The organism is Streptomyces sp. NPDC002044, assembly GCF_040296725.1.
GTDB lineage: Bacteria > Actinomycetota > Actinomycetes > Streptomycetales > Streptomycetaceae > Streptomyces > Streptomyces antarcticus.
This window is the reverse complement of the sequence record NZ_JBEOXU010000003.1, coordinates 29,214-41,281: the sequence shown is the minus strand read 5'-3', so window position 1 is coordinate 41,281 and position 12,068 is coordinate 29,214. Positions and strand designations below refer to the sequence as shown.

Below are 12,068 nucleotides of genomic sequence, written 5' to 3'. Positions count from 1 at the left end.
TTGTGCCGGATCCACGGCTACTTCGGACGCGAGCGCGACGTGCGCGCGATGGAGGCCGCGCGCGACGCCCAGCTGCCCGGCGGCCCCGACCGGCAGGCCCACGTACGGGGGCGGGGCTGGGGCCTGGGCTGCAACCGCCTCGCGATCCAGGACCCGTCGCACGGGCGCCAGCCGTTCGCCAACGCCGACGGTTCGCTGCACGCCGTGTTCAACGGCGAGATCTACAACTTCCGTGCCATCAGGCGGGAACTCGCGGCGCACGGCGTCGACGTGGACGGCGACTGCGACGGCTCCGTCCTGCTCCCGTACTACGAACTGCACGGCGACCGCTTCGTGGACCGGCTCGAAGGCATGTACGCCATCGCCCTGGTGGACCTGCGCGCGGGGCGGACGCTGAAGCTGTGGAGCGACCCCCTGGCCGTCAAGAGCCTGTACTACGAGGCCACCGCGGACGGCGTCGCCTTCGCCTCCGAACCGGCCGCTCTCGCCGCCCTGCGGACGGGCCGCCCCGACGTGGATCCGTACGCCGTCGACCACTACCTCAACTGGCAGTGCCTGCCGCCCGGTGCGTCGCTGTACGCCGGTGTGTCCGCCCTCCGGGCGGGCGAGCACCTGGTCCACGACGGCCACACCACCGCCGTCCGGGCCCGCCGGAGCACCGCCACACAGCCGCCCGACGGCACCTGCACGCCCGCTCGCCTCGGCACCCTGCTGACCGGGGAGGTGGAGCGGATGTCACTCCAGTCCGCGCCCGTGGCCGTACAGCTGTCCGGAGGTCTCGACTCCGCCGTCCTGGCGACCCTGCTGGGCCGCCGCCGGACCGACGTCACCGGTTTCCACGTGACCCACGAGGGCGCGCACCCGTCCGACGAGGAGACCTACGCGCGGGACGCCGCCGCGCACGCCGGCATCCCCCTCGAAGTGGTCGAGATCCGCGAGGCGGAGCTGCCCGAACTGATCCCGCCCCTGGTGGCGGCACTGGGCTCGCCGAACGCGACGCCCCACGCGCTCAGCGCGTACGTCCTCTTCCGGGAGATGGCGCGGCGCTCGTTGCGCGTGTGCTTCGTGGGCGACGGGGCGGACGAGCAGTTCGGCGGCTACCGCCGCTACAGCACCGCGCTCGCCGCCACCGACGGCACGTGGCGCGAGCGCTACCTGGACCGGCTCTCCCTGGTGCCCCACGCGCGCTACCGCCGGCTCTACACGCCCGAGTACCGGGCCCTGCTCGACGCCGGCGGGACCAGCCGCGCCCGCGCGCTGGACCTGCTCGGACCGCCGGCGCCCGGACGCCTGGAGCAACTGCTGGACTTCGACCGGCTGCACAAACTCCCCGGCCTCAACCTCCGCAAACTCGACCACCTCTCCATGGCCCACGGGATCGAGGGCCGGGTGCCCTACTGCCAGCCGGCCGTCACCGATTTCGCGCGGCGCACCCCCGACGCGCTGAAGGCCACCGCGGTCCGGCGCAAGCGGATCCTCTGGGACGCCGGCGCCCCGCTCATCCCGGAATCGGTGCGGACCCGGCAGAAACAGCCCTTCACCTTCCCCGTCGACGCGTTCCTGGCCCCCGGCACCAAACTCTGGGAGTTCGCGACCGACGTGCTCGCCCGGCCCCGGCTGCGCACCGACGGATTCCTGAGCGCCGCCGCCGTCCGCGACGTCCTGGACACGCACGCCGTCCGCGGCGACCAGGCCCGGCTGGTGTGGGGCCTGATGATCCTGGAACTGTCCCTTCCGTAAGACCCGTCACCCGGGCCGCGCGCACGCGGTAGCGTCCCGGAGCAGGGCAGGACCCCGTCAAGAGAGAGGTGCGCCGGTGCGCAGCATCCACGTCGTCACCCACCCGGAGGCGAGCCACCACGTCGAGGGCCTGGTCGGCGGATGGCACGATTCCACGCTGACCCCCGAAGGGCTCCGGGAGGCGGCCGCCATCGCCCGCGCCCTGCGGACCGAGATCCCCGAGGGCGCCGACGTCGAGTTGATCTCCTCGGACCTCCGTCGGACCCGGCGTACCGCGCGCGAGATCGGCGGGCTGCTCGGCGTGGAAGCGGTCCTGGACCCCCGGCTGCGGGAGAAGTCGTACGGAGAGGCCGAGGGCAGGCCCCAGGAGTGGCTGGACAAGCGGTTCGTCCCCCCGCCCGCGACCGGCGACCGGATGGGTCACGACGAGGGCATCGAGGGAGCGGAGACGCGCGCCGAGTTCGCCGCACGGATCTACGAGGCCATGGACGGGATCCTGCGGCACCCCTACGAGCACCAGGTCATCGTGACGCACGGCTTCGCGCTGACCTTCGTGGTGGCCGCCTGGATCGGCATGCCGATCGACTCCCTCGGCCACGTCAACTTCCGGGCCGCCTCGGGCAGCATCACCCACCTCCGTGAGGACGACTTCTTCCACAACCGCCAGCTCGTCCGCCTCGGGGACACCCGCCACCTCGAAGGCTGACCACGCGCGGGGGCGGCCCGCGTCCGGGCGGCCGGGGCGGGGAGGTGCGTGCTGCCCGGGTGTGGTGCGTCCTGGTTGGCGGGCCGCCGCGTGCCCAGACTCGGTCGGGCGGAGACATCCGCTCCGGACGAGGAGGAGTACGGGTATGAGGAGTACGGGCATGAGGAACGAACCCAAGGTCGTCGCCATCACCGGAGCCGGCAGCGGGATCGGGGAGGCGACGGCCCGGCGGCTCGCCGCCGACGGCCACCGGCTGTTCCTGGGGGCGCGGCGCACCGACCGGCTCGACGCGCTGAGCCGGGAGATCGGCGCGGCGGGCGGCACGGCGGCCTTCCGGCGGGTGGACGTCACCGACGCCGACGACGTGCGGGCCTTCGTGGCCGCCGCCCGGGAGCACCACGGCCGGATGGACGTGATGGTCAACAACGCCGGGGTGATGCCGCTCTCGCCGCTGGACGCGCTGCAGGCCGACGAGTGGGACCGGATGATCGACGTGAACGTGCGGGGCGTGCTGCACGGGATCGCCGCCGCCCTGCCCGTGATGCGCGCGCAGGGCGGCGGGCACTTCGTCAACGTCGCCTCCGTCGGCGCGTACGAGGTGTCGCCGACCGCGGCCGTCTACTGCGCCACCAAGTTCGCCGTCCGCGCCCTGTCCGAGGGGCTGCGCCAGGAGTCGGACGGCTCCGTCCGGGTCACCCTCATCTCTCCGGGCGTGACCGAGTCCGAGCTGGCCGAAGGGATCTCCGATCCTGCCGCGCGGGAGGCCATGAAGACCTACCGCGCCGTGGCGCTGCCCGCGTCCGCCATCGCCGACGCCATCGCGTACGCCGTCGCCCAGCCGCCCGAGGTCGACGTCAACGAGATCGTCGTCCGTCCCGCCGCGAGCGCCCGGTGAGCGCCGGGACGCACGAGGACCTGTTGGACCGGTTGCGGGCCCTGGAGGACGGGGAGGCGTTGCGGCGGCTCATGATCCGCGGCTGGCGGGCCCTGGACCGCAAGGACTGGGGAGCCTGGATCGCGTGCTGGGCCGAGGACGCGGTGCTGGAGTTCGGGCCGTGGGGGGAGATCCACGGGAGGGAGGCGGTCCGGGCGAGGGTGGAGGAGGCGGAAGCCCACTTCCCGAGCATGCAGCACCACATCCTGAACATGGACTTCCAGGTGGAGGAGGACCGGGCGACGGGTGTCGGGTACATGTGGTTCGTCGCCGTCACGGGAAGCGGACAGAGCTCCTCGCCCTACTCCATGGGCGGCCCGTACGACTGGGACTTCCGCCGGGATCCCGACGGCGGCTGGCTCCTGACCCGCCAGCGGCTCGGCGTCTGGTGGACCGCCGGAACCGGGACGCCGCAGGGCCTCGGATAGCGCCACCCCGCCAGCCCGCCCGCGCTGTGGACCGAGCAGGTGAGTCCACGCGCGGCCCCCCGCGGCCACCCGGCCCGCCCGTCCACCGGCCCCGTTCGTGCACGTCGCCGGTCTCGGCGCGATCGACGGCGTCCGGAGCACCGAGTGGACCGAACGGATCCGTGCGCCGGCCGGCCCGTCAGGGCGTCCAGGCCGGCGGCCGCTTCTCGCTGAAGGCGAGGGCGCCTTCGGCCGCGGAGGCCGTGTCGAAGACGGGTGCGGTGAGCGGGTCCTGGACGGCGAACGCCGCGGCGGCGTCGAGGCCGCGGGTGACCTCGACGACCTGGCGGGTGATCCGGACCGCCTGCGGGGAGTGGGCGCGGACGCGGGCGGCGAGGGCGAGCGCGGCGTCGAGTGCCTCGCCCTCGCCGGTGAGCCGGTTGACGAGTCCGTGCCGGGCGGCGTCCGCCGCCGCGAGCGGGGAGGCGGTCAGGAGCATTTCCACGGCCAGGTGGTGCGGGAGGCGGCCGGGAAGGCGGATGGCTCCGCCTTCCGAGGCGATGAGGCCGCGGGCGACTTCCGGCAGGGCGAAGAACGCGGTGTCGGCGGCGGTGATCAGGTCGCAGGCGAGGACGAGTTCGAAGCCGCCCGCCACCGCCGCCCCTTCGACGGCGGCGATGAGCGGCTTCGACCGGCGGGCGCGGGTCAGCCCGGCCAGCCCCCGGTCCGCGACCCGCGGGACGCCCTCGTCGGGGAAGGCCTTGAGGTCCATGCCGGAGCAGAAGTGGCCGCCCGCGCCGGTCAGGACGCCGGCCTCGAGATCCGGATCGGTCTCCAGGAGGGTCAGCGCGGCATCGACGGCCCGGGCCAGGGCCTGATCGACGGCATTGCGGACATGAGGCCGGTTGAGGGTGATGACCAGGACGCCTTCGCGCCGCGCGGTCAGCACCACCGCCTCGTTCGTCCGCTTCGTTTCCGGGGTCTGTGCGGTCCGCGTGGTTTCCGTGTTCATTGTGGCTTCCGGCTCGGGGGACGGGTGGTCGGCGGCGGGGGTCATCGCCGGACGAGAGGCAGCGCGGCGAGTCCGCGCATGACGCGGGCCGGGCGCCACGGCAGCTCGTCGGCCGGTTTGGCCGGCTGCACCGGGCCCAGGCGCTCCAGCAGCAGGGGGAAGGCGACCCTGCCCTCCAGCCGGGCCAGGGCCGCGCCGATACAGAAGTGCGGTCCGTACCCGAAGGCGAGGTGGTCGTTGGGCGTCCGGCCGAGGTCGAGGCGTTCGGCGTCCGGGAACCGCTCCCCGTCACGGTTGGCGGATCCGATCAGAAGGCTGACGATCTCCCCCTCGCGGACGGTTTGCCCGTGCAGGCCGATCGATTCGCCCGCGCACCGGAACGTGGCGTCCCGCACGGGGGAGTCGTAGCGCAGGAGCTCCTCGACCGCGCTCGCCACGCGTTCCGGCGCGGCCCGCGGGCCGGTCAGGCGCGCGGCCTCGGACGGATGGAGCAGCAGGGCGAGCATGCCGTTGCCGATGAGGTTCATGGTCGTGTCGTGGCCGACCAGCAGCAGGAGGTAGGCGGTGGAGCGCAGTTCCTCCTCGCTCATCGCCCCGCTCTCGTCGCCGGCCCGGACCAGGGCGCCCAACAGGTCGGCTCCGCCGCTCTCGTGGCCCGACCGCTTCCCCGCGATCAGGACGTCCAGCAGGTGGTGCAGGTCCCGTACCGCGCGGGCGGGGTCCGCGGCGGAGTCGGGGGAGATGGTGGCCATCAGGGTGTCCCTGGTGGCCGCGGTGTCCAGGTGTCCGGGAACGCCGAGGATCGCGCAGATCATCCGGAACGTCAGCGGAGCCGCGAAGTCCGCGATCAGGTCGATGTGCGCGCTGTCCTCGACCCGGTCCAGGAGCCGGTGCGCGACCTCGGCGATGGAAGGTTCCAGCAGGGCGATGCGGCGGGGCACGAAGGCGGTGTTGACCAGGGTCCGCAGCCGGGTGTGGTCCGGGGGATCGGCGTGGACCAGGTGCCGGTTGAGTCCCGCCGGCCCCGGCACGTACCCGGGGACCCGGCCCGGATCCTTGCTCAGACGGGGGTCGCCCAGCAGGGCGCGCACGTCCTCGTACCGCGACACCTGCCAGACCGCGGGCCGGCCGGGCCTGCGGTCCACGTGGGCCGGCGCGTTGCGGCGCAGCCAGGCGAAGTAGGGGTAGGGATCCCGGACCCGGGCCGCCGACAGGTCGGCGGGCGGACGGGCGACGGCTTCAGCGGGCACGGCATCTCCGGCTCGGTGTCGATCTGCGGACACCCCACCAACGAAGCCCCGCACCGGGGGATACGGCAGCACCCGGCCCCGCAGGCGCGCCCCGCCCCGACGTCCGGGCCGCTCAGAGGCCGCGGCCCGGCGGCGGCAGTACGCCGAACCACACGTCCGTGACCGCGCTGACGTAGCGCGCCCCGCACCGGTCGGAGGGGACCACCAGCTGCGCGCCCGCCCCGTCGAGGTCCGCCCCGTCGAGGCGGGCGGCGAGGAGCACCGGGCTGTTGCCGAAGTCGGCGTCCAGCTCGGCCCAGGACAGGACGGTGTGGTGTCCGTCCCCGCCGCTGATCGCGAGCAGGAAGCGGCTCCGGTCCTTTCTCCGGCGGGCGTCGAAGGCGGGTCCCGCGTCGGCGACCACGTCCCGCAACAGGGCTCCCTCGAACACGTGGTGCCGGGCACCGTTCGTCGCGCAGTGGAACGTGACCGCGACCCGGTGCTGTTCCCATGCCCGCAGGTCCGCGACGCTCAGGGTGGCGGGGCGGTCGAGGTTTCCGTGCAGCGTGAGTTCGGCCATGTGCAGGTGATGCCCGGGGGCACCGATGAAGGAACCTCATCTGCAAGGTGGATCTGTCCCTGTGCGGTGCAGGTGTGGCACATTCACCCGATGTCACCTCGCATCTTCCGGTGGATGGCCCGCCAGACGATGTCGCGGGTCACCGGCATCTCGGTGAACCGGATCCCGGTCGCGTCCCGGAGGGCGTTGGCGAAGGCCGGTGCCACCGGGTTGAACGGGCTCTCGCTCATGGACTTGGCGCCGAGGGGGCCGATCGCGTCGAGGGTCTCCATGAAGTGGACCTCCGTCCGCGGCACATCGGCGTACTGGGGGAGGCGGTAGCGGCGGAAGGCGGCGGTGGTGACCTCCCCGCGCCCGTCGACCCGGACGGTCTCGAAGAGCGTGGCCCCCAGGGCCTGGGCGACGCCGCCCTCGACCTGGCCGCGGCACTGCATCGGGTTCATCACCTTCCCGGCGTCGGCCGCGTGGACGCTGCGCAGGATTCTCATCTCGCCGGTGTCCGGATCCACCGCCAGGCGGAACCACTGGGCGTTGAACGCGACGGAGCGGGGTGAACCGCCCCAGTGGCCGTCCGCGGCGAGCTCGTCGGCCGTGCCCGTGGCGTGGGCGGCTTCGTACAGCTCCTTCAGGGTGACGAGCCGGCCCGCGCAGTCGACGGCCTCCGCCGAGAGCGTGCACAGGTGCCGGGCGACGCCCGTGTGCCGGGCGGCGAGGGTCCGCAGGCGTTCGGCGAGCGAGCCCGCCGCGAGGAGCACCGCCTTGCCGGCGACGACGGTGCCGGCCGAGCCGAAGGCGCCGGTGTCGTGCCGTACGACGTCGGTGTCGGACTGCCGGACCGAGATCCGGCCGACCGTGGTGTTCAGCGCGCCCGCGGTGATCTGCTGGTGGACGGTGGTCGTGCCGTTGCCGAACTCCGCCGTGCCGACCGCGATGTCGTACGTGCCGTCCCGCATCAGGCGGACGCGCGCGTCGGCGTAGTGGCCGCCGGGCGGACCGGTGGCGATCATCGCCACCGCCGTGCCCTGGCCGGTGAGCCAGCCCTCGGGGACGTCCTCGTGGCTGCGGTCCTCGGCGATGGCGGTGCGGACGACGTCCATGCACTGCCGCAGCCCGTACGAGGCGATGAAGAGGTCCTCCTCGTCACCGATGGGGCTGACCATGTGGTCGCCGGGGCCGATGACGTTCCTCTCGCGGAGGACCAGCGGATCCATGCCCAGGCGCCGGGCCAGTTCGTCCATCACCGATTCGAGGGCGAAGGTGACCTGGCCGAGGCCGTAGCCGCGGAAGGCGCCCGCCGGGACGCAGTTGGTGTAGACGGAGTATGCCTCGACCTCCTTGTTGGGGGCCCGGTAGACGCCGAAGGACTCGCCGACGCTGTGGAACATGACGGCCGGGCCGTGGTTGCCGTAGGCGCCGGTGTTGGAGACGACGCGGATGCGCAGGGCGGTCAGGGTGCCGTCGGCTTTCGCCCCCGCCTTGACGGTGATCTTGAACGGGTGGCGGGTGGTGGCCCCGTAGAACTGCTCGGCCCGCGTGTATTCGAGTTTCACCGGGCGCCGCAGCTTCAGGGCGGCGAGGACGACGATGTCCTCGGTCAGCATCTCCTGCTTGCCGCCGAACCCGCCGCCCACGCGGCCCGCGACGACGCGCACGCCGTCCTCGGGCAGGTCGTAGAGCGCGCAGAGCGCGCGCCGGGTCAGGAAGGGGGTCTGGGTGGAGGAGCGGACGGTCAGCCGCTCGCCGTCGCCCTCCTCCTTGGGCTCGAAGTACGCGACGCAGCCGTGCGTCTCCAGGCTGGCGTGCTGCACGCGCTGGGTCCGGAAGGTCTCCTCGTAGATCACGTCGGCCCGGGCGTAGCCCTCCGCCATGTCGCCGATCGTGCCGTGCACCTCGCCGACCACGTTGTCGCCGGCGCGCGCGATCCGGGCCTCGGGGCCCTTGTCGTGGATGACCGGGGCACCCGGCAGCATCGCCTCCTCCGGGTCGATGACGTACGGCAGTTCCTCGTACGTGACGACCACGCGCCGGCAGCCCTCCTCGGCGGCCCGCTCGCTGCTCGCGACGACGGCCGCCACCCGCTGTCCCACGTGGCGCACGACGTCGTCCAGGACGCGGGTGTCCTCCGGGTCCTCGGTGGGGTGCTCGTGGCGGGCGCTGGAATACAGCCGCTCGGGGGCGTCGAGGTGGGTGAGGACCGCCTGGACGCCCGGGACGCGGAGTGCCTCGGAGGTGTCGACCGAGACGATGCGGGCGTGCGGGTGCGGGGAGCGCAGCAGTTTCATGTGCAGCAGCCCGGGGACCTCGACGTCGAAGGTGTAGCGGGCCGTTCCCGTGACGACCTGCGGTCCGGCGGGCGCGCCCGGGGACCTGCCGACGGCCTGGCCCGCCTCGGGCCGCTCGGTGTGCTTGACCCCGCGCACGGCGTCCTCGATGGCGCGATAGCCCGTACAGCGGCAGATGTTGCCCTTGAACGCGCGCGGGAGGTCCTGGAGCTTGCCGTCGTCGTGGGCGGTTCCCCGCTCGGCCTCGAGGGCGGCCGTGGTCATGAGGAAACCCGCGGTGCAGAAGCCGCACTGGAACCCCTGGGCGTCCAGGAACCGCTGCTGCACGGGGTGGAGTTCGCCGCCGGGGGAGCAGAGCCCCTCGACGGTGGTGACCGAGCGGCCCTCGGCGCGGACGGCCGGGTAGAGGCAGCTGTGCACCGGCCGGCCGTCGACGTGGACGGTGCAGGCGCCGCAGTCGCCCTGGTCGCAGCCCTTCTTCACGCCGAACCAGCCGCGCTCGCGCAGGTACGTGCGCAGGCACTGGCCGGCGCGGGGCTCCGTCTCGAACCGCTGCTCGTTGATCTCGATCTCGTAGCTCACCGGGATACCTCCGAACGGTCCGGGGACGTCAGTTCGCGGCGGATCTCCTCGGCCAGGCGCAGGGCCATGTGCCGCCGCCAGTCGGGAAGTCCGTGGATGTCGTCGAACCACTCGCCGGGCCGGACGGCGTCGTCGATCGCCGTACGCAGTGCGGCGGCGGTGGGCGGCAGCGCGAACCAGAAGGAGAACGGACGGGTGGTGGCGGCCGTGACGGTGACGCTCAGCGAGCCGTCCGCCGGGTCGCACGCGCCGGTCACCAGGGCGCCGGAGCGTCCGAGCCCGTACAGCGAGACCTGCCGGAAGGCCGTACGGCGGTCCAGGGCGCGGGCGGGCAGCCGGACCGAGCGCAGCAGCTCGCCCTCGCTCAGGTCCGTGAGGCCCGCGCCGAGGACGAAGCCGGTGACGGGCAGCCGGCGGGTGGCGCCGTCCTGGCCCTGGAGGAGGACGGTGCCGTCGAGACCGGCGGCCAGGGAGATCATCGGGCCGGCGGGGAGGCCGTTGCAGAGGTTGCCGCCGACCGTCGCCATGTTCCAGATCTTGAAGCTGGCCAGGAAGGCCCGGCAGCACTGCTCGAAGAGCGGGGCGGCGGCCACGGGCAGGCTCCGGCCGAACCGCGACAGCTCCGTGACGGTGCAGGTGGCGGCGATGTCGAGGGAGCCGTCGGGCTGCCAGGACAGGGGCGGCCAGCCCATCCGGGAGAGGTCGACCAGCCGCCGGATGTGGGGATGGGGCTCGGAGAAGAGGTACGTGCCGCCGCCGAGCCAGGCGTCACCGGGACGCCACGGTTCGCGGCGCCGGGCGTCGCGTACGTCGAGCACCGTGTTGAGATCCAATTCCAGCCACCAGCCTTTCCCGCCCGACGGCGGGGAACCGCGGGTTCCCGCCAGTGAAGCAACGCGGCGAGGCCGAAACGACTGGTCCCCGCCACGGAATCACACCGCCGTGCGGCCGCTGTCCCTGGACGATCAACCAACAGGCGATAGGGGCACTTGCTCTTGCATTTACGATGGTCTTCCTCGTATTCGCCTCGCGAATCTGGGGAGCTGCCCACCGCAAGGAGTCCCCGTCATGCACGTCCTCGAACTGCTCCAGTCCGAGAATCTCGGCCTCACCCTGCTCTGGGGCGAGGAAGCCCTTCTCAGCCAGGACATCAGCGGGGTCACCGCCACCGACCTGGAGGACCCGGGCCGTTTCCTGGGCCCCGGGGAACTCGTCCTCAGCGGGCTCGTGTGGTGGTCGAGGGACGACCCCGGGAAGGCGGACCGCTTCGTGGCCGCCCTCGCGGAGGCCGGAGCCACCGCCCTGCTGGCCGGCGAGGAGACCCACGGCCGGATCCCCGCCGAGCTCGTCGCCGCCTGCCGCGCCCACCGGGTGCCCGTCGCGGCCGTGCCCGCGACCACCAGCTTCCGCGCCGTGACCGAGGCCGTGTACCTGCGCCAGTGGGGCGACCTCAGCCGCCGGCCCACCCGGACCTTCGCCCTGCCGGAGAACGTGCGCGCCGAGCTGAGCCGGCTGCTGGAGAGCGGGGCCGGTCCCGCCGAACTCCTCGACCGGGCCTGCGCCCACCTGGGCCGGGTGAGCGGCTACCTGCTCACCGCGAGCGGCCGTACGGTGGCCCGCACCCCGTCCGCCCCCGCACTGCCCGCCGGGCGGACGGTGGCCGCCGCCGCGCGCGGCGGGGTCCGGCTGCGCGTCGAGACCGAGAGCACCCCGTACGACGCCTGGCACCTGTACCTCCCCGACCCGGACGCGGCCCCGCCGCGCGTGCTCCACGAGATCGCCGAGATCCTCGCCCAGTACCGTGACGGGCAGCCCCGCCGGGCCGCCGCCGTCCGGGTCGCGAGCGAGGAGCTGTTCGCGCTGCTGGAGGGGGACGGCCCGGCCGACCCCGGCGCGCTGGAGGAGGCCCTCGCCGCCGCCGGGCTGCCGCCGGGCGGCCCGTACCGCGTCCTCGCGGCGACCTCCGGCGACGCCCTGGCCGAGGCCCTGGCGCACCTCGAGGGGATCCCGTACGCGGTGTGCGGCGCGGCCGCGGTCCTGTCCGAGGCCGAGGCCGCGGAGCCGGATCCGACGGCGGGGCTCCGCCCGGTGTGGCCGCTGATCCAGGCGTGCGGGGACGCGGAGGCGGACCTGCGTCTGGGCATCGGCGCGCGGGCCGCCGGGACCGGGCAACTGCGCGTGTCACTGAGCCAGGCCCGGTACGCGCTGACGGCGGCCGACGCGACGGTCCCGGTGCGCGGGGTCGAGCAGTTGGACACCCTCTCGGAACTGCTGGCAGGGGTTCCGGCCGACGTACGGCGGGTGTTCGCGGCCCGGATCCTGGGGGCCCTGGGGGACGGGATGCTGCGCGAGACCCTGGAGGTCTTCCTGGCCAACAACTGCTCGTGGACGCGCACGGCCGAAGCCCTGCACCTGCACGTGAACACCGTCCACTACCGGATGGACCGGGTCGAGGTCCTCACGGGCCGCGACCTCACCCGCCTCGACCACAAGGCCGACCTGTACGCGGCGCTGCGCTGCGCCTGACGGAGCCCCGGCGCGCCGGACAGCGCGATCGGCGCGCCGGGGTCCCCTGCGCCGCGCCCACGGTGGCCGC

The 12,068-nt window shown here is 73.8% G+C and carries 10 protein-coding genes; 5 read left to right on the top strand and 5 right to left on the bottom strand.

All coding sequences use genetic code 11. The features are described from left to right. From asnB to ABT106_RS01515, 4 genes are all read left to right on the top strand, one after another. Nucleotides 1-1,740 (top strand): asparagine synthase (glutamine-hydrolyzing), encoded by a 1,740-nt coding sequence (asnB, locus tag ABT106_RS01530; RefSeq protein ID WP_351270645.1) that lies wholly within the window; start codon nt 1-3, stop codon nt 1,738-1,740. Between the two features lie 76 nt (nt 1,741-1,816). After that, nucleotides 1,817-2,446 carry a histidine phosphatase family protein gene (locus ABT106_RS01525; protein ID WP_351270643.1) on the top strand — a complete coding sequence of 210 codons (630 nt, stop codon included), beginning with the start codon at nt 1,817-1,819 and terminating at the stop codon, nt 2,444-2,446. A 160-nt stretch (nt 2,447-2,606) separates the two neighbouring features. Further along, nucleotides 2,607-3,341: an SDR family oxidoreductase gene (locus ABT106_RS01520; RefSeq protein WP_351270640.1), complete on the top strand. Its 735-nt coding sequence runs from the start codon at nt 2,607-2,609 to the stop codon at nt 3,339-3,341. Then, entirely contained in the window at nt 3,338-3,808 is a 471-nt protein-coding gene (locus tag ABT106_RS01515) for a nuclear transport factor 2 family protein (RefSeq protein WP_351270637.1), read from the top strand. The genes ABT106_RS01520 and ABT106_RS01515 overlap by 4 nt, the downstream gene beginning before the upstream one ends. Before the next feature lie 178 nt (nt 3,809-3,986). Here ABT106_RS01515 and ABT106_RS01510 read toward each other — a convergent pair whose 3' ends face one another. The 5 genes from ABT106_RS01510 to ABT106_RS01490 all read right to left on the bottom strand — a co-directional run bounded on the left by ABT106_RS01510 (nt 3,987) and on the right by ABT106_RS01490 (nt 10,305). Next, a complete protein-coding gene (locus tag ABT106_RS01510; protein ID WP_351270634.1) occupies nt 3,987-4,799 on the bottom strand; it encodes a crotonase/enoyl-CoA hydratase family protein in 813 nt (270 codons plus the stop codon). A 41-nt stretch (nt 4,800-4,840) separates the two neighbouring features. Next, complete coding sequence (locus tag ABT106_RS01505; RefSeq protein ID WP_351270631.1) at nt 4,841-6,049, bottom strand: cytochrome P450 family protein; 1,209 nt, start codon at nt 6,047-6,049, stop codon at nt 4,841-4,843. A gap of 112 nt (nt 6,050-6,161) precedes the next feature. Continuing rightward, entirely contained in the window at nt 6,162-6,608 is a 447-nt protein-coding gene (locus ABT106_RS01500) for a molybdopterin-dependent oxidoreductase (protein ID WP_351270628.1), read from the bottom strand. Nucleotides 6,609-6,691: 83 nt separating this feature from the next. Next, nucleotides 6,692-9,472 carry a molybdopterin-dependent oxidoreductase gene (locus ABT106_RS01495; RefSeq protein WP_351270626.1) on the bottom strand — a complete coding sequence of 927 codons (2,781 nt, stop codon included), beginning with the start codon at nt 9,470-9,472 and terminating at the stop codon, nt 6,692-6,694. Then, nucleotides 9,469-10,305 (bottom strand): FAD binding domain-containing protein, encoded by an 837-nt coding sequence (locus ABT106_RS01490; RefSeq protein WP_351270623.1) that lies wholly within the window; start codon nt 10,303-10,305, stop codon nt 9,469-9,471. The genes ABT106_RS01495 and ABT106_RS01490 overlap by 4 nt, the downstream gene beginning before the upstream one ends. Before the next feature lie 235 nt (nt 10,306-10,540). On the opposite strand from ABT106_RS01490, the gene ABT106_RS01485 reads away from it, so the two are divergent. Continuing rightward, a complete protein-coding gene (locus tag ABT106_RS01485; RefSeq protein ID WP_351270620.1) occupies nt 10,541-11,998 on the top strand; it encodes a helix-turn-helix domain-containing protein in 1,458 nt (485 codons plus the stop codon). Nucleotides 11,999-12,068: the final 70 nt, after the last annotated feature.

Coding starts and splice junctions, on each gene's coding strand:
- ABT106_RS01520 (WP_351270640.1), top strand. CDS start 2,607: ATGAGGAACGAACCCAAGGTCGTCGCCATCACCGGAGCCGGCAGCGGG.
- ABT106_RS01510 (WP_351270634.1), bottom strand. CDS start 4,799: ATGAACACGGAAACCACGCGGACCGCACAGACCCCGGAAACGAAGCGG.
- ABT106_RS01500 (WP_351270628.1), bottom strand. CDS start 6,608: ATGGCCGAACTCACGCTGCACGGAAACCTCGACCGCCCCGCCACCCTG.
- ABT106_RS01485 (WP_351270620.1), top strand. CDS start 10,541: ATGCACGTCCTCGAACTGCTCCAGTCCGAGAATCTCGGCCTCACCCTG.